General features: G+C 71.5%; 19 protein-coding genes. 17 read left to right on the forward strand and 2 right to left on the reverse strand.

Annotation, left to right across the window (positions count from 1 at the left end; translation table 11 throughout):
* Positions 1-215 precede the first annotated feature (215 nt).
* From ACIBH1_RS08975 to ACIBH1_RS09035, 13 genes are all read left to right on the forward strand, one after another.
* Positions 216-1,727: a UDP-N-acetylmuramoyl-L-alanyl-D-glutamate--2,6-diaminopimelate ligase gene (locus tag ACIBH1_RS08975; RefSeq protein WP_397313108.1), complete on the forward strand. Its 1,512-nt coding sequence runs from the start codon at positions 216-218 to the stop codon at positions 1,725-1,727.
* Positions 1,724-3,271 (forward strand): UDP-N-acetylmuramoyl-tripeptide--D-alanyl-D-alanine ligase, encoded by a 1,548-nt coding sequence (murF, locus tag ACIBH1_RS08980; RefSeq protein ID WP_397313054.1) that lies wholly within the window; start codon positions 1,724-1,726, stop codon positions 3,269-3,271. Before ACIBH1_RS08975 ends, murF begins: the two co-directional genes overlap by 4 nt.
* The gene (gene mraY, locus ACIBH1_RS08985; RefSeq protein ID WP_397313055.1) at positions 3,268-4,323 is read left to right on the forward strand and encodes a phospho-N-acetylmuramoyl-pentapeptide-transferase; all 1,056 of its coding nucleotides are present in this window, start codon (positions 3,268-3,270) and stop codon (positions 4,321-4,323) included. The genes murF and mraY overlap by 4 nt, the downstream gene beginning before the upstream one ends.
* Entirely contained in the window at positions 4,320-5,681 is a 1,362-nt protein-coding gene (gene murD / locus ACIBH1_RS08990; RefSeq protein WP_397313056.1) for a UDP-N-acetylmuramoyl-L-alanine--D-glutamate ligase, read from the forward strand. The genes mraY and murD overlap by 4 nt, the downstream gene beginning before the upstream one ends.
* Positions 5,678-6,946, forward strand: a complete 1,269-nt coding sequence (gene ftsW, locus ACIBH1_RS08995; RefSeq protein ID WP_397313057.1) for a putative lipid II flippase FtsW — start codon at positions 5,678-5,680, stop codon at positions 6,944-6,946. The genes murD and ftsW overlap by 4 nt, the downstream gene beginning before the upstream one ends.
* 4 nt (positions 6,947-6,950) lie before the next feature.
* Complete coding sequence (gene murG, locus ACIBH1_RS09000; RefSeq protein ID WP_397313058.1) at positions 6,951-8,021, forward strand: undecaprenyldiphospho-muramoylpentapeptide beta-N-acetylglucosaminyltransferase; 1,071 nt, start codon at positions 6,951-6,953, stop codon at positions 8,019-8,021.
* Positions 8,018-9,406, forward strand: a complete 1,389-nt coding sequence (murC, locus tag ACIBH1_RS09005; protein WP_397313059.1) for a UDP-N-acetylmuramate--L-alanine ligase — start codon at positions 8,018-8,020, stop codon at positions 9,404-9,406. Before murG ends, murC begins: the two co-directional genes overlap by 4 nt.
* Positions 9,407-9,439: 33 nt before the next feature.
* The gene (locus ACIBH1_RS09010) at positions 9,440-10,102 is read left to right on the forward strand and encodes a cell division protein FtsQ/DivIB (protein ID WP_397313060.1); all 663 of its coding nucleotides are present in this window, start codon (positions 9,440-9,442) and stop codon (positions 10,100-10,102) included.
* A gap of 195 nt (positions 10,103-10,297) precedes the next feature.
* The gene (gene ftsZ / locus ACIBH1_RS09015; RefSeq protein ID WP_397313062.1) at positions 10,298-11,791 is read left to right on the forward strand and encodes a cell division protein FtsZ; all 1,494 of its coding nucleotides are present in this window, start codon (positions 10,298-10,300) and stop codon (positions 11,789-11,791) included.
* On the forward strand, positions 11,766-12,509 hold the full coding sequence (locus ACIBH1_RS09020; RefSeq protein WP_397313063.1) for a YggS family pyridoxal phosphate-dependent enzyme: 744 nt from the start codon (positions 11,766-11,768) through the stop codon (positions 12,507-12,509). The genes ftsZ and ACIBH1_RS09020 overlap by 26 nt, the downstream gene beginning before the upstream one ends.
* Positions 12,510-12,640: 131 nt before the next feature.
* On the forward strand, positions 12,641-13,135 hold the full coding sequence (locus ACIBH1_RS09025; RefSeq protein WP_181608459.1) for a cell division protein SepF: 495 nt from the start codon (positions 12,641-12,643) through the stop codon (positions 13,133-13,135).
* A 62-nt stretch (positions 13,136-13,197) separates the two neighbouring features.
* Positions 13,198-13,491, forward strand: a complete 294-nt coding sequence (locus ACIBH1_RS09030) for a YggT family protein (RefSeq protein ID WP_181608460.1) — start codon at positions 13,198-13,200, stop codon at positions 13,489-13,491.
* Between the two features lie 103 nt (positions 13,492-13,594).
* Positions 13,595-14,506: a DivIVA domain-containing protein gene (locus ACIBH1_RS09035; protein ID WP_397313064.1), complete on the forward strand. Its 912-nt coding sequence runs from the start codon at positions 13,595-13,597 to the stop codon at positions 14,504-14,506.
* A gap of 662 nt (positions 14,507-15,168) precedes the next feature.
* On the opposite strand, the gene ACIBH1_RS09040 is transcribed toward ACIBH1_RS09035, so the two are convergent.
* Positions 15,169-15,552 carry a hypothetical protein gene (locus ACIBH1_RS09040; protein WP_397313065.1) on the reverse strand — a complete coding sequence of 128 codons (384 nt, stop codon included), beginning with the start codon at positions 15,550-15,552 and terminating at the stop codon, positions 15,169-15,171.
* On the opposite strand from ACIBH1_RS09040, the gene ACIBH1_RS09045 reads away from it, so the two are divergent.
* Complete coding sequence (locus ACIBH1_RS09045) at positions 15,551-16,228, forward strand: hypothetical protein (RefSeq protein ID WP_397313066.1); 678 nt, start codon at positions 15,551-15,553, stop codon at positions 16,226-16,228. The two genes, ACIBH1_RS09040 and ACIBH1_RS09045, sit on opposite strands and share 2 nt — an antisense overlap.
* 88 nt (positions 16,229-16,316) lie before the next feature.
* On the opposite strand, the gene ileS is transcribed toward ACIBH1_RS09045, so the two are convergent.
* Positions 16,317-19,460: an isoleucine--tRNA ligase gene (ileS, locus tag ACIBH1_RS09050; protein WP_397313067.1), complete on the reverse strand. Its 3,144-nt coding sequence runs from the start codon at positions 19,458-19,460 to the stop codon at positions 16,317-16,319.
* A gap of 438 nt (positions 19,461-19,898) precedes the next feature.
* Between ileS and ACIBH1_RS09055 the strand changes: the two genes are divergently transcribed.
* Genes ACIBH1_RS09055 through ACIBH1_RS09065 form a run of 3 tightly spaced genes read left to right on the forward strand, consistent with a single transcriptional unit; the run spans position 19,899 to position 21,774 of the window.
* Positions 19,899-20,288, forward strand: coding sequence for a TraR/DksA family transcriptional regulator (locus ACIBH1_RS09055; RefSeq protein WP_397313068.1), 390 nt, complete (start codon positions 19,899-19,901; stop codon positions 20,286-20,288).
* Positions 20,252-20,848, forward strand: a complete 597-nt coding sequence (gene lspA / locus ACIBH1_RS09060) for a signal peptidase II (protein WP_397313069.1) — start codon at positions 20,252-20,254, stop codon at positions 20,846-20,848. The genes ACIBH1_RS09055 and lspA overlap by 37 nt, the downstream gene beginning before the upstream one ends.
* Positions 20,845-21,774 carry an RluA family pseudouridine synthase gene (locus ACIBH1_RS09065; protein ID WP_397313070.1) on the forward strand — a complete coding sequence of 310 codons (930 nt, stop codon included), beginning with the start codon at positions 20,845-20,847 and terminating at the stop codon, positions 21,772-21,774. Before lspA ends, ACIBH1_RS09065 begins: the two co-directional genes overlap by 4 nt.
* Positions 21,775-21,777 lie beyond the last annotated feature (3 nt).

Here is a 21,777-nt window from a genome sequence, read left to right on the forward strand (position 1 = left end):
ACCGCGCCGGGTCCGCCAGAGACGCCCAAGCCGCCAGAGCGGCGGCCGAGGCGGGCTCGGGCGTGCCCGCTCACCACGCCGACGACGTCGTGTCCGGTCCCACCTCCCGAGCCGCCACGGCACCGTCCGCGAGCTCGGCCGCTTCTGGTTCGGCCGCTTCAGGTTCGGCCGCTTCGGGCTCGGCCGGTGCCGCCGCGCCCGTCGCCGACCGGCCCATGCGCCCCGCCGACAACCCGCCGCGCCCGCTGAGCGGGCTGGCGACCATGCTCGACGCCGACACCTCCCGCTCGCCGCACGCCGCCATCACCGGGGTCTCGATCGACTCGCGCAAGGTGCGACGCGGCGACCTCTACGTGGCGCTCCCCGGCAACGTGGCACACGGCGCCGCCTTCTCCGCCGAGGCGATGTCCCACGGCGCCGCCGCCGTCCTGACCGACCCGGCGGGCCACGACGACGCCGCGCGCACCGGCCTGCCCGTCCTGATCGTGCCCGACCCGCGCGCCATGCTCGGCCAGATCGCCTCCTGGGTGTACGGCCAGCCGGCCCACGAGATCGCCGCCATCGGCGTCACCGGCACCAGCGGCAAGAGCACCTCCACCTTCATGCTGGAGGCGGGACTGCGCGCGGCCGGCCACACCACCGGCCTGATCGGCGGCGTCGAGATCCACGCCGGCGACCTGGAGTTCGCGCCGCGCCTGACCACGCCCGAGGCCTCCGAGCTGCACGGCCTGTTCGCCCTGATGCGCGAGCGCGGGGTGAGCGCGGCCACGATGGAGGTCTCCAGCCACGCGCTGGCGCTCGGCAGGGTCGACGGCCTGTTCTACGACGTGGCGCTGTTCACCAACCTGTCGCAGGACCACCTCGACTTCCACAAGGACCTCGACGACTACTTCCTCACCAAGGCCAGGCTCTTCCAGCCGGAGTTCAGCCGCGTCGGCGTGACCAACCTCGACGACGCCCACGGCCGCGAGCTGCTGCGGGTCGCCAAGGTGCCGATGACCACGTTCTCGCCGTCGGGCTCGGAGGAGGCCGACTGGCGGGCGGTCGGCGTCCGGCTGGGCGCGGACGGCTCGGCCTTCCGCGTGCTCGGCCCCGGCGGCATCGAGGCCGACGTCGAGGTGGCCCTGCCCGGCCCGTTCAACGTCGCCAACGCGCTGGGCGCGATCGTGGCCCTGGTCGAGGCCGGGGTGCCGCTGCAGGCGGCCGTCACCGGCGTCGGCGGCATGCGGGGGGTGCCGGGCCGCATGGAGCGCATCACCGAGCCAGGCCACCCGTTCCAGGCGATCGTCGACTACTCCCACAAGCCGGGCGCGGTCGAGTCGGTGCTGAGCGCGCTGCGCGAGGTCACCACCGCCCGCCTGACCGTGGTGCTCGGCTGCGGGGGAGACCGCGACAGCGGCAAGCGCCCGCTGATGGGCGAGGCCGCCGCCCGCCTGGCCGATGTGGCCATTTTCACCAGCGACAACCCCCGCTCGGAGGACCCGCTGGCCATCCTTGTCGCCATGATGGACGGAGCACTGCGCGTGCCGAGCGCCGAGCGAGCCCACGTGGTCGTGGAGCCGGACCGGCGCGCGGCCATCGGCCTGGCGATCGCCGGAGCCCGGCAGGGCGACGTCGTCGTCGTGGCGGGCAAGGGGCACGAACAGGGCCAGTACATCGCCGGCGAGGTGATCCCGTTCGACGACCGCGAGGTCGTCGCCGAAGCACTCAGGAAGGTAGTTCCATGATCCCGATGCCGCTGGCGCGGATCGCCGAGATCACCTCCGGCGCTCTGTCGGGGACAGCGGACCCCCGGGCCGTCGTGCGCGGCCCGGTCGTCACCGACTCCCGTGCCGTCGAGCCGGGATCGTTGTTCGTGGCCATCCGCGGCGAGCGGGTCGACGGCCACGACTTCGCGGCCGAGGCCGTCCGCTCCGGCGCGGTGGCCGTCCTGGCCGCCCGGCCCGTCGAGGCTCCGTCGATCATCGTGCCCGATCCCGTGACCGCGCTGGCCGACCTGGCCTCGGTGGTCGCCGCCTCGCTGCCCGCCGCCACCGTCGTCGGGGTGACCGGGTCGGCGGGCAAGACCACCACCAAGGACCTCATCGGCCGGCTGACCGAGCTCGCCGGGCCGACCATCGCGCCGGTCGGCAGCTACAACAACGAGATCGGCCACCCGCTCACGGTGCTGCGCGCCGACGCCGACACCCGCTACCTGGTGCTGGAGCTGAGCGCCCGCAACACCGGTCACATCGCCTTCCTGGCCCGCATCGCCCCGCCGTCCATCGGCGTGGTGCTCAACGTCGGCACCGCCCACCTGGGCGTCTTCGGCGGCAAGGAGGCCATCGCCAAGGCCAAGGGCGAGCTCGTCGAGGCGCTCCCGTCGGGCGGCGTCGCGGTGCTGAACCACGACGATCCGCTGGTGCGCGAGATGGCGTCGCGCACCTCCGCCCGGGTCACCTGGTTCGGGGAGTCGCCCGACGCCCACGTGCGCGCCGTCGACGTGGTCCTCGACCCGTCGGGCCGGGCCTCCTTCACCCTGGTGACGCCCTCCGGGTCGGCACCGGTCTCTCTGAGCCTGTACGGCAGGCACTCGGTCTCCAACGTGCTCGCCGCCGCCGCGGTCGGCTGGGAGCTGGGGCTGCCCGTGGCCACCATCGCCCGCGAGCTGTCGGCCGCAGAGCCGCGCAGCAGGTGGCGCATGGAGGTCACCGAGCGGCCCGACGGCGTCACGGTCGTCAACGACGCCTACAACGCCAACCCCGACTCCATGCGCGCGGCCTTCTCCGCCCTGGAGTCGCTCGGGCGCGGCCGACGCCGCTTCGCGGTCATCGCCGCGCTGCGCGAGCTGGGCGACGACTCTCCCGCGCTGAACGAGGAGCTCGGCCGGCTGGCCGGGGGCAGCGGGCTGACCGGCCTGGTGGTGGCGGGACCCGACGCCGAGCCGGTGCTGCAGGGCGCCCTGTCGGCGGCCGCGTCCACCGCGTCCACCGCGTCCACCGTGTCCACCGCGTCCACCGCGGCGACCGCGGCCGAGGCTCCCGCGCCCGCCGCGCCCACCGCGCCCACCGCGCCCACCGTGTCGACCGCAGCAGAGGCGCCAGCTCCGGCGCCTGCCGCCCTGCCCGATTACGCCCCCAGGGTCGAGGTCGTCCACGTCCCCGACGCCCAGGCCGCCGCCACCCAGCTGACCGCCTGGCTCAGGCCCGGTGACGTGGTCCTGGTGAAGGGCCCCAGGGCGATGGGGCTCGAACGCACGGCCGCGCTCCTGCTCGGGGGTGCCGCCCAGTGACCAACATCATCATCGCCGGAGCCGTCGGCCTCATCCTGTCGATGCTCGGCACCCCCCTGGCGATCCGGCTGCTGAGCCGGAAGAACTACGGCCAGCAGGTCCGCGAAGACGGCGTCCAGGCCCACCTGGGCAAGAAGGGCACGCCCACCATGGGCGGCATCGTCTTCGTGCTGGCCGCGCTGCTGGCCTACGGAGCCTCCCACCTGGCGATGTGGGACCCGCCGACCATCAGCGGCGGCCTGGTGCTGTTCCTGATGACCGGCCTGGGCCTGGTCGGCTTCCTCGACGACTTCATCAAGATCTACAAGCAGCGCAGCCTGGGCCTGCGCAGCGGCGCCAAGGCGCTCGGGCAGCTGATCGTCGGCGCGGTCTTCGCGGTCCTGGTGACCAACTTCCCCGACCCCTACGGCATCACCCCCGCCGAGACCCGCCTGTCGTTCCTGCGCGACTTCGGCCCCTCGATCGGGCTCATCGGCTTCACCATCTGGGTCCTGATCATGATCGTCGGCTTCTCCAACGCGGTGAACCTGACCGACGGTCTCGACGGTCTGGCCTCGGGCGCGACCGCCACCGTGCTGGCCGCCTACGTGCTGATCGGCAACTGGCAGCTGCGCAACAACTGCATCGACCAGCTCGGCCCCAACTGCTACATGGTGCGCGACCCGCTCGACCTGGCGGTGGTGGCCGCCTCGGTGCTGGGCGCGCTCATCGGCTTCCTGTGGTGGAACGCCCCGCCCGCCAAGATCTTCATGGGCGACACCGGCTCGCTGGCTCTGGGCGGCGTGGTGGCCGGTCTGGCCATCTGCACCCGCACCCAGCTGCTGCTGATCATCCTCGCCGGCCTCTGCGTCATGATCACGATGTCGGTGATCATCCAGGTGGGCTTCTTCAAGATGACGGGCAAACGGGTCTTCCGCATGGCGCCGCTCCAGCACCACTTCGAGCTCAAGGGCTGGGCCGAGACCACCATCGTGGTCCGGTTCTGGCTCATCGCCGCCCTGTGGGCCGCCGTCGGCATGGGCCTGTTCTACGTGGAGTGGATGCCCAAATGACCGTGACGTGCGTGGCGGGGCTCGGGGTCTCCGGCACGGCCGCCGCCCGCGCGCTGGCCGAGCGGGGCGAGCGCGTCGTGGTAGTGGAGGGCCTCGACACCGACGCGCAGCGCCTGGCCGCCGAGGCGCTCGAACGGCTCGGCGTCGAGGTGCGCCTGGGCAGCCAGGAGCTGCCCGGCGACGCCTCCAGGCTGATCACCACCGGCTGGGCGCCCCACCACCCGCTGATCGCCGCAGCGCTGGAGCGCGGCGTCGAGGTCGTCGGCGAGGTCGAGCTGGCCTGGCGGCTGCGCGAGGGCCAGGCCGCGCCGTGGCTGGCGCTGACCGGCACCAACGGCAAGACGACCGCGGTGCGCATGCTCACCTCGATGCTGCTGGCCGCCGGCCACAAGGCCGCCGCCGTGGGCAACGTCGGCGTGCCCGTGGTGGAGGCCGTCGGCGAGCCGTACGACGTGCTGGCCGTGGAGCTGTCGAGCTTCCAGCTGCACTACAGCGACAGCCTGTCCCCGCACGCCGCGGCGATACTCAACCTCGCGCCCGACCACCTCGACTGGCACGGGTCGATGGAGGAGTACGCCAAGGCCAAGCAGCGCATCTTCGACCGTGCCCAGGTCGTGATCTACAACGCCGACGACCCGCGCGTGGCGGCGCTCGCCGAGCCGTACCCCCGCAGGGTGGGCTTCACGCTGGAGGTGCCGCGGCCCGGCGAGGTCGGCCTGGTCGAGGAGCTGCTGGTCGACCGGGCGTTCGTCGACGACCCGCGCGAGGCGGTGGAGCTCGCCACGCTGGCCGACGTCAGGCCCTTCGCGCCGCACAACGTGGCCAACGCCCTGGCCGCCGCGGCCCTGGCCCGCTCGCTCGGCGTGCCGGCCGAGGCCGTACGCCAGGGACTGCTCGACTTCCGCCCCGACCCGCACCGCCTGGCGCACGTGGAGCGCGTCGGCGAGGTCGACTACGTCGACGACTCCAAGGCCACCAACCCGCACGCCGCCGCGGCCGCGCTGAGCGCCTACCGCTCGATCGTGTGGGTGGCGGGCGGCCAGCTCAAGGGCGCCGACGTCGACGAGCTCGTACGGCAGGCGGCCCCGCGGCTGCGCGGCGTCGTGCTGATCGGGGTCGACCGGGGCAGGATCGCCGAGGCGCTGGCGCGACACGCGCCGAATGTCCCGGTGGTCGACATCGCCGAGCGCGACACTGGTGTGATGGACCGTGTCGTCGCCGAAGCCGCCCGGCTCGCCTCCCCTGGGGACACCGTGCTGCTGGCTCCCGCCGGAGCCTCCCTTGACATGTTCGCCAACTACCCCGCCCGTGGGGAGGCCTTCGCGCGTGCCGTACGGGCGCTGAAGGCCGGCGCGTGACCACCACCAGCGGCGCCGGCGAGCGCGCGCGGCGGGCGCAGGAGGGCCCGGTCAGCTGGGGACGCGAGCAGTTCGGCGTGCTGCGCGACCTGCTCGACCGGCCGCTGACCAGCTACTACCTGATCATCGGCTGCAGCTCGCTGCTGCTGGCGCTGGGCCTGATGATGGTCCTGTCGGCCTCCAGCATCGAGGCGCTGCAGCTGACCGGCAGCCCGTTCTCGTGGTTCATCAAGCAGTCGTTCTCGGCCGCGCTCGGCCTGCTGCTGATGTGGGTGTGCTCGCGGCTGCCGCACAAGTTCTTCAAGTGGGCGGGCTACCCGCTCATGGCGCTGTCGATCCTGGCCCTGGTCATGGTGCTGTTCATCGGCTCCTCCGAGCTGGGCGCGCAGCGGTGGATCTACATCGGCTCGCTGACCATCCAGCCCTCGGAGCCGGCCAAGCTGGGCCTGGCGCTCTGGGGCGCCGACATCCTCGCGCGACGGGCCAGGATGGGGCGCATCGAGTGGCGGCAGCTGCTGCTGCCGCTCCTGCCCGGCGTGGCGCTGCTGGCCGTGCTGGTCATGCTCGGGCGCGACCTGGGCACCACCCTGGTGCTGATGATGATCTTCCTGGCGCTGCTGTGGGTGGTGGGCGCGCCGATCAAGCTGTTCGGCGGCATCCTGTCGGTGGTGGTCTTCGCCGCGCTGGTCATGATCTGGGTGGAGCCGTACCGCCTCGACCGCATCACCTCCTTCCTGGCGCCGTGGGACGACCCGCAGGGCGACGGCTACCAGGCCGTCCAGGGCCAGATCGCGATGGGCTCGGGCGGCTGGTTCGGCCTGGGCCTGGGCGCCAGCCGCCAGAAGTGGAACTGGCTGCCCCACGGCGAGAGCGACTTCATCTTCTCGATCCTGGGCGAGGAACTCGGCCTCATGGGCACCCTGGCCGTGGTCGCCCTCTTCGGCCTGCTGGGCTACGCGGGCCTGCGGGTGGCCTCGCGCACCACCGATCCGTTCATCCGGCTGTCATCGGCCGCGGTGGTGGCGTGGGTAGCGGGACAAGCCATCGTGAACATGGGCGCCGTCATCGGTATCCTGCCCATCACCGGCATCCCGTTGCCTTTGGTGTCCTACGGTGGTTCCGCCCTGTTGCCCACCCTCGCCGCGCTTGGCATGTTGTTGTCGTTCGCCAAACGCGAGCCGGGGGCGCGCGAGGCGCTGGCCGCTCGTGGCCCTGGGCCGGTGGTCCGGGCTCTAAGCTGGCTGGGACTTCAACGAAGGGGCTGACCACATGAGGGTGGTGCTCGCGGGCGGCGGTACGGCCGGCCATATCGAGCCCGCGCTCGCCCTGGCCGAGGCCATGCGCAGGCTCGACCCGTCGAGCTCGATCACATGCCTCGGCACCGAGCGAGGCCTGGAGACCAGGCTGGTTCCCGCACGCGGCTACGACCTGCAGCTCATCCCCGCGGTGCCGCTGCCGCGCACGCTGACCCCGGCGCTGCTCAGCATGCCGGGCCGCCTGTCGGGCGCGATCAACGCCGCCGCCGCGGTGCTCGACAAGGTGCAGGCCGACGTGCTGGTCGGGTTCGGCGGCTACGTGGCCGCCCCCGCCTACCTCGCCGCCAAGCGGCGCGGCATCCCGATCATCGTGCACGAGGCCAACCCCAGGCCCGGGCTGGCCAACCGGCTGGGAGCGCGCTACGCCGCGCACATCTTCAGCGGCCACCCCGAGTGCTCGCTGCCCAAGGCCGACTACATCGGCACCCCGCTGCGCCGCGAGATCGCCTCTTTGGAGCGTTTCTCCATGGGCGACAAAGCCCGCTCCTGGTTCGGCCTGCAGACCGACCGGCCGACCCTGCTGGTCTTCGGCGGCTCCCAGGGCGCCCGCTCGCTCAACCACGCCGCGCTGGCCGCCGCGCCCACGCTGCGCAGGGCGGGCGTGCAGGTGCTCCACATGCTCGGCCCCAAGAACACCCTCGACGAGGAGCCGCCGCCCGGCGACCCGCAGTACGTCGTGCTGCCCTACGTCGACCGCATGGAGCTGGCCTACGCCGCCGCCGACCTGGCCCTGTGCCGTGCCGGGGCGCTGACCTGCGCCGAGCTGACCGCGGTGGGGCTGCCCGCCGCCTACGTGCCGCTGCCCATCGGCAACGGCGAGCAGCGCATCAACGCGGCGACGATCGAGCGGGGCGGCGGGGGCCTCATGATCGACGATTCCGACCTGACACCTGATTGGATCATCCAGAACGTGCTGCCCATCCTTCGCGACCCCAACAGGGTCGCCGCCATGTCGGAGGCCGCCTCGGCCCTGGGACGCAAGGACGCCGACGTCGTCCTGGCCAGGAAGGTGCTCTCTCTATGAGTCTGGTGAAACTGGTGGATCCCGTGGCGGCCGAGGAGCTCGGGCGGGTGCACTTCATCGGCATCGGCGGCGCCGGCATGTCCGGCATCGCCCGCATCCTGCTCAAGCGGGGCGTGAAGGTCTCCGGCAGCGACGCGCGCGGCTCCGACATGGTCACCGAGCTGCGTGAGCTCGGCGCGGTCGTGCACATCGGCCACGCCGCCTCCCACATCAAGGACATCGACACCGTCGTCGTCTCCACCGCCATCCGCGACTCCAACCCCGAGCTGGGCGAGGCGCTCAAGCAGGGGCTGCGGGTCATCCCGCGCGCCGCCGCGCTCGCCTCGGTCATGGCCGGGCGCACCGGCGTGGCGGTCGCGGGCACGCACGGCAAGACCACCACGACCTCGATGCTCACCGTGGCGCTGCAGAAGTGCGGCGCCGACCCGTCCTACTGCGTGGGCGGCCAGCTGGTCACCACCGGCCTGGGCGCCGACGAGGGGAGCGGCGGGGTCTTCGTGGCCGAGGCCGACGAGAGCGACGGCTCCTTCCTGATGCTGGCCCCGGAGATCGCCGTGGTGACCAACGTGGAGCCCGACCACCTCGACAACTACGGCGACGAGCGCGCCTACCGGGCGAGCTTCGACCGCTTCGCCCAGCGCGTCGGCGAGGTCCTGGTGCTGTGCGCCGACGACCCGGGCGCGATGGCGCTGGCTTCGCGCACCGCGGCGCGCGTGGTGACGTACGGCGTCGCGGAGGGCGCCGACTACCAGGTGGGCGAGGTGCGCCCCGACGGCTTCGGCGTGGTCTTCACGGTCAAGGGCAGGGGCGAGGTCCGCCTCGCCGTACCCGGCGCCCACAACGCGCTCAACGCCACCGCGGTCATCGCCGTGGCCGAGGCCCTGGGCCGGCCCTTCGACGACGTCAAGGCGGGCCTGGCGGCCTTCACCGGGGCCAAGCGCCGCATGGAGGCCAAGGGCGAGGCGGGCGGCGTGGCCGTCTTCGACAGCTACGCCCACCACCCGACCGAGCTCGCCACCGACCTGCGGGCCGCGCGCGACGTGGTCGCCTCCTACTCCGGCGACGGCCGCGTCATCGCGATCTTCCAGCCGCACCTGTACTCCCGCACCCGCTTCTTCGCCGACGAGTTCGGCGCCGCGCTCGGCCTGGCCGACCAGGCGGTCGTGCTCGACGTGTACGGCGCGCGCGAAGACCCCGAGCCCGGCGTGTCCGGCGCCATGGTCGCCTCGCGCATCCCGCACGAGCGCGTCACCTACGTGCCCGACAAGACGGCGGTGCCGCGTGTCGTGGCCGATCTGGCCCGGCCGGGTGACATCGTGCTGACCATGGGCGCGGGTGACGTCACGGAGCTGGGCCCGCTGATCGTGCGGGAACTGGGCGCCTGACCGGGTGGCCCGCCGCGTGGAGGGGGTCGCCGGGTGAGAGCGCGCACGCTGCTGATCGTGCTGCTGACCGCATGCGTGGTGGGCAGCGCGGCATGGCTGGTCTTCGGCTCGCCGGTGCTGGGTGTGCGCTCGGTGGCGATCGTGGGGAATCTCACAGTCGCCACCGACGAGATCAGGCGCCGCGCCGCCGTGCCCGGGCTGCAGCCGCTGGCCACGGTCGACCTGGCGGGGGTGGAGGGCAGGGTCATGGAGATCCGCAAGCTCGCCGCCGTCGAGGTGAGCCGGTCCTGGCCCAGCACGCTGACGATCGAGGTGGTCGAGCGGGAGCCCGTGGCGGTCGTCCCGGTCAACGGCAAGGCCGCGCTGATCGACCGCGAGGGCGTGGTGACGGAGATCCGAGACGTCGCCCCGCCGCGGCTTCCGGTGCTCAAGCTCGACCGGCCGGGGCCGGCGGATCCGGCGACACGCGCCGCCCTGCTGGTGGTCAACTCGCTCCCGCCGGATCTGGCGCGGCAGGTCGACCAGATCAGGGCGACCTCCGCCGACGGCGTCTCGCTCCTGCTCGCCGACGGGCGTCAGGTGGTCTGGGGCGCTCCCGACCAGGCAGAGGCCAAGGTCCGGGTGCTCAGCACGCTCCTGGCCAAGAAGGCCAGGATCTACGACGTGAGCTCGCCGGATGTCGTGACGGTGAAATAGGACAGGCGGACCGTGCGCGACACGCCGAGGGCGCTTGCGGCGGGGTTAGTTGACCCGCCCGGAGGTCCCCCCTACTGTCCGTATCGACCCTCAGGTTGACATAAATCTGAATCTCAACTTGAGGTTGAGAGTTTGACCCGCGGAAATCATTCCGCACCCGAAATAGCAAGTCAACGAGCGGAAAGGCCCCTCGTCGTGGCAGCACCGCAGAACTACCTCGCGGTCATCAAGGTCGTCGGCATTGGCGGCGGCGGAGTGAACGCCGTTAACCGGATGATCGAGGAGGGACTCAAGGGCGTCGAGTTCATCGCCATCAATACCGACGCCCAGGCGCTGCTGATGAGTGACGCCGATGTCAAGCTGGACGTGGGTCGCGAACTGACCCGCGGCCTGGGCGCCGGGGCCAACCCGGAAGTGGGCCGCAAGGCGGCCGAAGACCACCGTGAGGAGATCGAGGAGGTCCTCAAGGGGGCCGACATGGTCTTCGTCACGGCGGGCGAGGGTGGCGGCACCGGCACGGGCGGCGCGCCCGTCGTGGCCAACATCGCGCGCTCGCTGGGCGCGCTGACGATCGGTGTGGTCACCAGGCCCTTCAGCTTCGAGGGCCGTCGCAGGGCCATGCAGGCCGAGGCCGGCATAGAGACGCTGCGCGACGAAGTCGACACCTTGATCGTGATCCCGAACGACCGGCTGCTGTCGATCTCCGACCGGCAGGTCAGCGTCCTCGACGCCTTCAAGGCGGCCGACCAGGTGCTGCTGTCCGGTGTCCAGGGCATCACCGACCTGATCACCACGCCCGGCCTGATCAACCTCGACTTCGCCGACGTCAAGTCGGTCATGTCGGGCGCGGGGTCGGCGCTGATGGGAATAGGGCATGCGCGCGGTGACGACCGATCCGTGGCGGCCGCCGAGATGGCCGTCTCCAGCCCGCTGCTGGAGGCCTCCATCGACGGCGCCCACGGCGTGCTGCTGTCGATCGCGGGCGGCTCCGACCTGGGCCTGTTCGAGATCAACGAGGCGGCGCAGTTGGTATCCAACGCGGCCGCGCCCGACGCCAACATCATCTTCGGCACGGTCATCGACGACGCCCTGGGCGACGAGGTGCGCGTCACCGTCATCGCCGCCGGCTTCGACGAGGTCAAGCCGCTGCCCAAGGAGGCGCCCAAGCCGCAGGCCCGTCCTGCCGCCGCCGCGCCGGTGCGCCCGACCGTGAAGGCCGAGCCGCCGCGTCCGGAGCCGACGCGCCCCGAGCCCGTGCGCTCGGAGCGTCCCGACTACCGCAGCGAGCCGGCCCGCACCGAGTACCAGCCGCGCCCCGACTACCCGACGCAGCGTCCCGAGTCGCGCGCCGACTACCAGGCCTCGCGGCCCGAGCCCGCTCCCGCTCGCCAGGAGTACCAGGCCCCGCGTCCCGAGCCGGTGCGTTCCGAGCCGGTGCGCCCGGTCGAGAGCGTGACCCCGGCCCCCGCGCCCCAGCCCGCTCCGCAGCCCGCTCCCCAGTCGTCCGCGCCGGCCGCCGAGCCGGCCGCCGAGACGCCCGCCGCTCCGGTCTCCATCCCGAAGCCGGCGCCCGAGCCCGCCAACGCGCCCACGCCCATCACCTCGCGGCTGAACGAGCCGGGCAAGCGGCGGCCGGTGGTGTTCGAGGAGCAGGAAGAAGAGCTTGACGTCCCCGACTTCCTCAAGTGATCTGAGCCGCCGCGACGAGATCGCCGCCAACCTGGCGGCGGTGGAGGAACGGATCGAGCAGGCCTGCCGCGAGGCGGGCCGCGCCCGTTCCGAGATCACCCTGATCGCGGTGACGAAGACCTATCCCGCCGCCGATGTCCGGATCCTGTCCGGCCTCGGGGTGGGCGATGTGGGGGAGAACCGCGACCAGGAGGCGGCCGCCAAGGCGCGTGAATGCGCCGAGCTGCCGCTGACCTGGCATTTCATCGGTCAGTTGCAGACCAACAAGGTGCGCTCGGTCGCCGGATACGCCGACGTGGTGCACTCGGTCGACCGCCCGCGCCTGGTCTCCGCGCTGGGTCGCGAAGCGGTGCGGGCCGGCAGGGAGATCGGCTGCCTGATCCAGGTGGACCTCGACCCCTCCGAGGGCCCGGCCGACGGCCCGGGGGCGCGCGGAGGAGTACGGCCGGACGGCGTGCTCGATCTGGCGGCGCTCGTCGAGGAGGCCGAAGGGCTGAGGCTCGACGGCATCATGGCCGTGGCGCCGCTGGACGAGGATCCGGGCCCGGCCTTCGCCCGGCTCGCCGAGGTGGCGCGGGCCGTCAGGAAAGCCCATCCCGCCGCCACCACGGTCTCGGCCGGGATGAGCGGGGATTTGTCCCAAGCTGTGGCACATGGTGCGACACACGTGCGGGTTGGTACGGCGTTGCTCGGCCGTCGCAGGCCCTTCGTCAGGTAATGTCCCTTCACGCGGGCCGGGTGGCCCGCACAAGCGGTGGGCTCCAAGGGGGGTAAGGCTGGGGAGTGGTCCCGAGCGGACCAGGGCCCCTAACACCGCCTCTGGACCGACAGCAGGAGGACGACGGAACGATGGCCGGCGCGATGCGCAAGATGGCGGTCTACCTCGGTCTCGTCGAAGACGACCGCTACGAGAGGTACGAAACCTACGAGTACGGCTATGAGGACGAGCCGTCCCGAACCGGCGAGGATCGGGCGGTGGTCACGCAGGAGCCGGAGGAGGACTCCCAGGCTGGGGTCCCCGCTCCCAGGCCCGCCACGACCGTCCTGGAGCGCCGTACGACCGATCTGGCGCGCATCACCACCCTCCACCCGCGCACCTACAACGAGGCCCGGACCATCGGTGAGCACTTCCGCGAGGGCACCCCGGTCATCATGAACCTGACCGAAATGGTCGACTCCGACGCAAAGCGGCTGGTTGATTTCGCAGCAGGTCTGGTCTTTGGCCTACATGGCACGATTGAACGTGTTACCAACAAGGTGTTCCTGTTGTCCCCTGCCAATGTCGAGGTGACCGCCGAGGACAAGGCCCGAATCGCGGAACGCGGATTCTTCAACCAGAGTTAGAGTCTCTGTATGTCATCACCCTCGACCAGAGGGCAGCTCGATGGAGGAGGCGCGGCCGACCCGTGGCGATCGTGAGTCAGATCTTGGTCGTAGTCCTTTCCCTCTATCTGGTGCTGCTCATCGGGCGGATGATCTTCGAGACCGTGCAGGCGTTCGCCCGTTCGTGGCGGCCTTCGGGGGTCGTTCTGGTCCTCGCAGAAGCCACCTACACCGCGACTGACCCGCCTCTCAAGTTCCTCCGCCGTTTCATTCCTCCCCTCAGGTTGGGTACGGTGGCCTTTGACCTAAGCTTCACAGTGCTGTTCATCGTGGTCCTGATATTGATCCAACTCGTTGGGTCACTGGGCAGGCTGTGACGTCCCGGTCAAGATCCGACTCGTGTCCGCGCTGAAGTGATTCGCACGGCCTGTCCCGCTGGGAAGGGACAGACCTTCAAAGCGCGCCAAGGAGACCAAAAAGATGCCGCTGACGCCCGCTGATGTGCGGAACAAGCAGTTCAGTACGACCCGGCTGCGGCCGGGCTACGACGAGGAAGAGGTGGATGCCTTTCTCGACGAAGTCGAGGCTGAGCTTGACCGCCTGATCCAGGAGAACGAGGAGCTTCGCGCCAAGCTGGCCGAGTGCCTGCGTGGGAAGGTGCCCGGGGGCATGCAGATGCCCATGGCCTCCGCCCCGGTGCAGCACGCGCCGGAGCAGCAGCCGATGATGGCGCCGCCGATGCCGATGCAGCAGCCGGAGCCGCCGAAGCCGGAGCCGATGCACCAGCCGCACCAGCCGCAGCAGCAGCCGCAGCCCGTCGGCATGGGCATGCCGCCCGCCGAGGACAACATGGACACCGCGGCCCGCGTTCTCGCGCTGGCTCAGCAGACCGCCGACCAGGCGATCGCCGACGCCCGCCGCGAGGCCGACGAGACCGTCACCCGCGCCCGCCGCGAGGCCGACGACATCCTGACCAAGGCGCGCCGCCAGGCCGAGCAGGTCATCGGCGACGCCCGTGCCCGCGCCGAGACGCTCGAGCGCGACGCCCAGGAGCGTCACCGCCAGGCCATGGGCTCCCTCGTCCAGACCCGCGACGAGCTCGAGCGCAAGGTCGAGGAGCTGCGCAGCTTCGAGCGCGAATACCGCAGCCGACTCAAGCTCTACCTCGAGAACCAGTTGCAGGAGCTCAGCGCAGGCGGCGAGGTCGGCGGCAGCGGCGGCTTCGGTGCGATCTCCGGCGGCCCGTCCGGTGGCGCCCCCGCGATGGCTCACGCCATCCCCCAGGGTGGTCCCCAGCCCCTGCCCGGCGGTCAGGCTCCCTTCGGCGGTGAGGCGCCGCAGCACCAGGGCGGCTTCCCCGGCGCCGACGGCCCGCACAACGACCGCAGGTAACAGCTCCAGACAGGCCCCCCTGTGATCCTCATCAGTGCTGGACTGGTGCTCGCGGCCATCGTTTTGCTGATCGCGGGCTTCGTCCTGACCAAGCCGTTCCTGATCATGTGGTCGATCGTGGTGTGCGTGCTTTCCGCGCTCTTCCTCGTGATCGGAGCGTACCTGCGGCGTCATGAGCTGTTCCCGGGCGGACGCAAGGCCGGAGCTCCCGTGGAGCCCGGCCAGAAGGCGGCCCAGCCTTCCGCCGTCACCGCCCCCCACGCTCACGTCGGACAGCCGCAGGCCGTCCCCCCTCGGACGCCTGTCCTCCAGGCCCAGCCGATGGGGGCGCCCCCCACGCTGCCTCGCCCGCACCCGGTTCCCCCGGGACGCCCGCTCAGCCGCCCCGCGGCAGGCGGGATCTCCCCAGACGCGCTCGTCCTGGTCATCCCCGGACGCAAGCGCTACCACGTGGCCGGCTGCAGGCAGCTCATCGGACGGGATAACGAGGAGCTGACCTACGAGGAGGCACGGGAGGAGGGCTTCTCGCCCTGCACCAGCTGCCTTCCCGACGCGGCTCTCGGCGGCCGGCAACTGCCGCCCGTCGACCCCACGGAGACCGGCACGACGTCGGCCTCCCCGAGCATCGGGCTCCCCGCCTCCGGCGGCGCCCCACCCAGTGCTCACCCCGGCACCCCACGCCCAGGTGTCACGCCCTCCGGCGCGACGTCGCCAGGGGCCGCTTCGTCCGGGTCCGCCTCGACCGGGTCTGCTTCGTCTGGGTCCGCCTCGACCGGGTCCGCCTCGACCGGTTCCGCGTCGTCTGGCACGGGCTCGCCTGGCACGACCTCGTTCGATGCGCCTTCGACCGGGTTGGCTTCGACCGGCGCTGCTTTTTCTGGCACGCCCGCGACTGGCGCTGCGCCGTCCGGTGCCGCGCCTGCCTCGTCGTCCGGTGGCACGCCCCCGGGCGCCACGCCCTCCAGCGTCACGCCGTCCGGTGCCGCGTCGCCCGCGTCTTCGGCTGCCGATGCCGCGCCCGCTTCCGGGAGCGACGACCCGCGCATGGCCGGTCCCACCCGCGAGCTGCGAGTGCCGCGGCCCGGTGACCTGACCGGCTCGGCATCGTCACCCGCGCAGACGCCCGGCTCACCGAAGCCCGAGGCGTCGGGCGGTTGGTTCACGCGTGAGGAGTCCGAGAGCGCGGGCACCCGCGTCAACCCTTACGCCGCGGAGCGGGCTGAGGCGTCTTCTGAGAGCGCCGCGAGCCACACCGCGGAGCCTGAGAACCCCGCGAGCGGAGAGGCCGCCTCCGGGGCTCCTGAAGGCCCGAAGCGTACGGAGGACGACCGGCCCGCCGGTGACGCGTCCACCGGCGCGTCCACTGGCGTGGCGAGCGACGTCGAGCCGGTGAACGCGGCCGAGGAGAGCCCCGCACCGCCCCCGGCGGGCGACGCCCCGGCCTCCCGCGCCGAGGCGGGCGAGACCGCGTCCGGCGAGGCGGAAGCGCCCCGTGGCGACGACGACACCGGCCCCGTGCCGGTCGTCAGGGCCGAGGACGAGGGTGACCGTTCCGGCACCGTGAAGGTCATCGTCGGCACGCGCCGCTTCCACAGCGCCACCTGCCCGCTCGTCAAGGGCGCCGGCGACAGCGGCGTCGAGAGCATGACCGCCGCCGCGGCCGAGGCGGCCGGGCTGACCTCCTGCTCCGTGTGCCAGCACGAGCGCGAGAGCGTCGGCTGACACACCACGCGACGGCGGCCCGCCGTACGCACCACACACGAAAGGTGGCCGGTCCCTCCACGGGACCGGCCACCTTTTCGTCGTACGGCTACGCGCGGCGCAGCTGGAAGGTGAGCCCCAGGTCGGGCTCGCCGTGCGCCGGCAGCTCGGCCGGAGCCGCCCCCTCCGTCAGCGACGACGCCAGCACCTCGTCGGCGACCGTCTGACCCGACGACCGCAGCGCGGCCGCCAGATCCTCGGACGAGGAGCTCCACCACAGCTCGATCCGGTCGGTGATGGACAGCCCGGTCGACTTGCGGGCGTCCTGCACCAGCCGGATGACCTCGCGCAGCAGCCCGGCCCGGCGCAGCTCGTCGGTGATGGCCAGGTCGAGCGCGACGGTCTCGCCGGTGCCCGTGCCGATGGCGCCCGTCTCGACCGCCCAGCCCGCCTTCGGCTGCTCGGTGACGATGACGTCGTCGGCCTCCAGCGTGACGGTGCCGAGCTCCTCGACCTCGATCGTGACCGGCGAGCCCGAGCGCAGGGCGCCCGCCAGCGCGGCGGGATCGGCCGCGGTGACGGCCGAGGCGACGAGCTTGGTCTGCGAGCCGAACCGCTTGCCCAGGGCGCGGAAGTTCGGCTTCACGGTGAAGGAGACCAGGTCGGCGTCGTAGCCGGACAGGTCGTGCAGCTCCTGGACGTTGAGCTCGTCGGAGATGAGCTCGCGCAGCGACTGCGGCATCGCCGACCAGCCGGGAGCCGACACCAGGGCGCGGCCGAGCGGCTGGCGGGTCTTGACGCCGGAGGAGGCGCGGGCCGAGCGGCCGAGCTCCACCAGGCGGCGCACCAGCGCCATCTGCTCCGACAGCGCCGGGTCGAGCAGCGCCTGGTTCACCGCGGGCCAGTCGGTCAGGTGCACCGACGGGGCGGCGTCGACGCCGCGCAGCACGTCCCACACGTAGTCGGTGAGGAACGGCGTGATGGGCGCCATGAGCCGCGTGACGGTCTCCAGGCACTCGTGGAGCGTGGCGAAGCCCGACACGTCGCCCGACCAGAAGCGGCGGCGCGAACGCCGGACGTACCAGTTCGACAGGTCGTCGAGGAAGTCGCTGAGCAGCCGTCCCACGCGGGTGGTGTCGAAGCCGTCGAGCGCCTCGGTCACGTCGCGCACGGTCTTGTGCAGCTCGGCCAGCGCCCAGCGGTCGAGCAGCGGGCGGTCCGCGGGAGCGGGCGCCTCGAGCGCCATGGACGGCGACCACGACTCGGCGTTGGCGTAGAGCGTGAAGAAGGAGACGGTGTTCCAGTAGGTCAGCAGGACCTTGCGGACGATCTCCTCCAGCACCGAGTGGCCGATGCGCCGCTGCGCCCAGGGCGAGCCGGAGCACGCCATGAACCAGCGCAGCGCGTCGGCGCCGTGCTGCTCCATCACGGGGATGGGGGCCAGCACGTTGCCCAGGTGCTTGCTCATCTTGCGGCCGTCCTCGCCGACGAGCAGGCCCTGGCAGAGCACGTTCTCGTAGGAGGACTCGCCGAACACCAGGGTGCCGACGGCCATGAGGGAGTAGAACCAGCCGCGGGTCTGGTCGAGGCCCTCGCAGATGAACTGCGCGGGGTACATGCCCTCGGGCTTGCCGCGCGATCCCCACTGGGCGAACGGCATGGATCCGGAGTCGTACCAGGCGTCGATGACGTCGGGCACGCGCGTCGCGGTGCCCTCGCAGGACGGGCAAGGGAAGGTCACGTCATCCACAAAGGGACGATGTGGATCCAAAGTGGACAAATCCTGACCCGCGTATTGCCCGAGCTCCTCCAGCGACCCCACGCACGTGACGTGGGAGTCGTCGGCCGAGCAGACCCACAGCGGCAGCGGCGTGCCCCAGTAGCGGGTGCGCGACAGCGACCAGTCGACGTTGTTGCGCAGCCATTCGCCGAAGCGGCCCCACTTGACGTTGTCGGGGTACCACGCCGTCTTCTCGTTCTGCGCGAGCAGCTGGTCCTTGACCGCGGTGGTGCGGATGTACCAGGAGGGGAGCGCGTAGTAGAGCAGCGGGGTGTGGCATCGCCAGCAGTGGGGGTAGGCGTGCTCGAAGTGGCCGCCGCGGAACAGCAGGCCGCGCGCCCGCAGGTCGGCGGTGAGCGCCTCGTCGGCGTCCTTGAAGAAGACGCCGCCCACCATGGGGACGTCGTCGACGAACTTGCCGTCGGGCCCGACCGGGTTGACGATCGGCATGCCGTACGCCTTGCAGACGGTCATGTCGTCGGCGCCGAAGGCCGGCGCCTGGTGGACCAGGCCGGTGCCGTCCTCGACGGTGACGTAGTCGCCGAGCACCACGTAGTGGGCGTCGGGGATGTCGACCAGGTCGAAGGGCCGTTTGTACGGCGTGCGCTCCAGGTCGCGGCCGGTGTAGCGGCCGACGACCTCGACGCCCTCCTCGCCCAGGACCTTGGCCAGCAGCGGCTCGGCCACGACCAGGGTCTCGCCGTTCACCCGCGCCGCCACGTAGGTGACGTCGGGGTGCACGGCGACCGCGGTGTTGGAGACGAGGGTCCAGGGCGTGGTGGTCCAGATGAGCAGCGAGGCGCCTTCGAGCGGACCCGCCGTGACGGGCATGCGCACGAACACCGAGGGGCTGGTGACGTCCTCGTAGCCGCCGGGCTGGCCCAGCTCGTGGTCGGACAGGCCGGTGCCGCAGCGGGGGCAGTAGGGCGTGATGCGGAAGTCGCGGAACAGCAGCCCCTTGTCCCAGATGACCTTCAGCGACCACCAGACGGCCTCCACGTAGGAGGGGTCCATGGTCTTGTAGGCCTGGGACAGGTCGATCCACTGGCCGAGCCGGTGGGTGAGCGTCTCGAACTCGTCGACGTGGCGCAGGACGGACTCGCGGCAGCGCTCGTTGAACGCGGCGATGCCGTACGTCTCGATGTCCTTCTTGCCCGACAGGCCCAGTTCCTTCTCGACCGCGACCTCGACGGGCAGGCCGTGGCAGTCCCAGCCGGGCTTGCGGGGCACGTTGAAGCCCTGCATCGTCTTGTAGCGGGGGAACAGGTCCTTGAAGACGCGGGCCTCGGTGTGGTGGACGCCGGGGATGCCGTTGGCGGTGGGAGGGCCGTCGTAGAAGACCCAGGTGGGGCCGCCTTCGTTCTGCTCGATGGAGCGTTCGAAGATCTTGCCGTCGCGCCAGCGGTCCAGGACCTCACGCTCGAGCGCGGGCAGGTCGACCTGCGCAGGAAGGGAGCGGAAATAGTGGGACATCTCTGGCGGGGCCTCCTTCAGCCGGTGTGAGCACAGCCGAAGGGACGAGGCCGGAGCCCCGCGGTACCACCCTTCTTGACCCCCTGACGGGAGCCCTCTTCGTTTGTCTGCTGCCGGTTCTACTGGGCCGGGGGCCGTTCTTCCGGCGGCTCGGGAGCGATGCCCCTGTGAGATGGCTCACAGGGCTCCTTCAGCGCCTTGCAGAGCACCACCATAACGCAGAGTGGAACCCGGAGCTTCCCGGTTTTGGGGCTGCTGTGAGAGCCGAGTCGCAAGTCATCACAAAGAGCGGGGAATGGAAGGTTCAGGGGAGGAGTTGAACGGCGCGGGCGGGATAGTACGGACCTGGTAATCCCAGCGGCGGGTCGTTTGCCGATCTGTTATCGGCGGCCTAAGCTTCCCGCACCATTAAGGACCTTGATCAGCATGGAGGCAGCCATGACGGCAGTCACGCAGACCGCCACACCGTCGATGTGGTCGGAGGCCGAACTGGCCGAGGTCCGCGCCGCGCTCGCGCAGGAAGTGGCCGAGCTCAACGCCGACATCCACCGCCACGAGTCGGAGATCGCCTCCGGCGACGTCACCAAGGGCGCCGGCGACGACCAGGCGGACGCGGGCGCCAAGACCTATGAGCGGGAACGCGAGATCGCCCTTACCCTGAATGCACGCGACCTGGTCGCGCAGAACGAACGTGCGATCGCCAGGATCGACGCAGGGACCTATGGAGTGTGCGAATCGTGCCACAAGCCGATCGGCAAGGAACGCCTTCAGGCGTTCCCGAGGGCGACGCTGTGCGTGACCTGCAAGCAGAGGGAGGAGCGCCGGTAGAACCGGCCTCCGAGGCCGAGGCCCCCGCGCCCGTCGCGGGGGCCCGCCGCAAGCTCGTCGTCCTGCTGGCATGCCTGGCCCTCGGCATCTACGCCGCCGACCTGATCACCAAGACCATCGTCCTGCGGACCCTGCCGGAGTACGGCCCGCCGACGGTGATCATCCCCGAGGTGCTGCAGTTCCGGCTGATCTTCAACTCCGGCGCCGCGTTCAGCATCGGCACCGGGATGACGATCATCTTCACGATCATCGCCGCCTCCGTGGTCGTGGCGATCATCCGCACCGCGCGCAAGCTGCGCAGCCTCCCCTGGGCGATCTGCCTGGGCATGCTGCTGGGCGGGGCGCTGGGCAACCTCACCGACCGCCTGTTCCGCCACCCCGGCGGGCTGCAGGGTCACGTGGTCGACTTCATCGAGATCTTCCCCGGCCACTGGCCCATCATCGAGAACTTCCCCATCTGGAACATCGCCGACGCCTCCATCGTGTGCGGCGGCATCCTGGCGGTGATCCTCGCCTGGCGCGGCTACCAGATCGACGGCACCAGGGAGACGGGCAAGTGAGCGAGACCCGCAGTCTTCCCGTCCCCGACGGCCTCGAAGGCGAGCGCCTCGACGCCGCCCTGTCGCGGCTGTTCGGCTTCTCCCGCACCAAGGCCGCCGAGCTCATCGCCTCGGGTGACGTCACCGTCGACGGCAGGGAACCGGCCAAGTCCGACCGCGTCCACGGCGGCTCCTGGCTGGAGGTCACCCTCCCGCCGCCCGTCACGACGCCGATGCCGATCGCCGAGCCGGTGCCGGGCATGACGATCGTCTACGAGGACGACGACCTCCTGGTCGTCAACAAGCCGATCGGCGTGGCCGCCCACCCCACCGTCGGCTGGACGGGACCGACCGTCATCGGCGGCCTGCTCGGGGCCGGCCACACCATCGCCACCAGCGGCGCCGCCGAGCGCCAGGGCATCGTGCACCGCCTCGACGCCAACACCACGGGCGCGATGGTCGTGGCCAAGAGCGAATACGCCTACTCCATGCTCAAGCGCGCCTTCAAGGAGCGCACGGTCGACAAGCGCTACCACGCGCTGGTCCAGGGGCACCCCGACCCGTTCCGCGGCACCGTCGACGCCCCGATCGACCGTCACCCGTCGGGCGACGGCCGCTTCGCCGTGGTCGCGGGCGGCAAGCCGAGCGTCACCCACTACGACACCATCGAGGCCTTCCGCGCCGCCTCCCTGCTCGACATCAAGCTGGAGACCGGCCGCACCCACCAGATCCGGGTGCACATGTCGGCGCTGCGTCACCCCTGCGTGGGCGACCTGCTCTACGGCGCCGACCCCACGTTGTCCGCCAGGCTCGGCCTGACCAGGCAATGGCTGCACGCCGTCCAGCTGGGCTTCGAGCACCCCTCGACGGGCGAGTGGATGGAGTTCTCCACCACCTACCCCGACGACCTGCAGCGGGCGCTCGACATCGTCAGCGCGGAGTCCTAGCCC

Source organism: Nonomuraea sp. NPDC050663 (assembly GCF_044456985.1).
In the GTDB taxonomy this organism is placed as follows: domain Bacteria; phylum Actinomycetota; class Actinomycetes; order Streptosporangiales; family Streptosporangiaceae; genus Nonomuraea.

Coding starts and splice junctions, on each gene's coding strand:
- ACIBH1_RS08975 (WP_397313108.1), top strand. CDS start 216: ATGCGCCCCGCCGACAACCCGCCGCGCCCGCTGAGCGGGCTGGCGACC.
- murF (WP_397313054.1), top strand. CDS start 1,724: ATGATCCCGATGCCGCTGGCGCGGATCGCCGAGATCACCTCCGGCGCT.
- murD (WP_397313056.1), top strand. CDS start 4,320: ATGACCGTGACGTGCGTGGCGGGGCTCGGGGTCTCCGGCACGGCCGCC.
- murG (WP_397313058.1), top strand. CDS start 6,951: ATGAGGGTGGTGCTCGCGGGCGGCGGTACGGCCGGCCATATCGAGCCC.
- murC (WP_397313059.1), top strand. CDS start 8,018: ATGAGTCTGGTGAAACTGGTGGATCCCGTGGCGGCCGAGGAGCTCGGG.
- ACIBH1_RS09025 (WP_181608459.1), top strand. CDS start 12,641: ATGGCCGGCGCGATGCGCAAGATGGCGGTCTACCTCGGTCTCGTCGAA.
- ACIBH1_RS09035 (WP_397313064.1), top strand. CDS start 13,595: ATGCCGCTGACGCCCGCTGATGTGCGGAACAAGCAGTTCAGTACGACC.
- ACIBH1_RS09045 (WP_397313066.1), top strand. CDS start 15,551: ATGGCCGGTCCCACCCGCGAGCTGCGAGTGCCGCGGCCCGGTGACCTG.
- ACIBH1_RS09040 (WP_397313065.1), bottom strand. CDS start 15,552: ATGCGCGGGTCGTCGCTCCCGGAAGCGGGCGCGGCATCGGCAGCCGAA.
- ileS (WP_397313067.1), bottom strand. CDS start 19,460: ATGTCCCACTATTTCCGCTCCCTTCCTGCGCAGGTCGACCTGCCCGCG.
- ACIBH1_RS09055 (WP_397313068.1), top strand. CDS start 19,899: ATGACGGCAGTCACGCAGACCGCCACACCGTCGATGTGGTCGGAGGCC.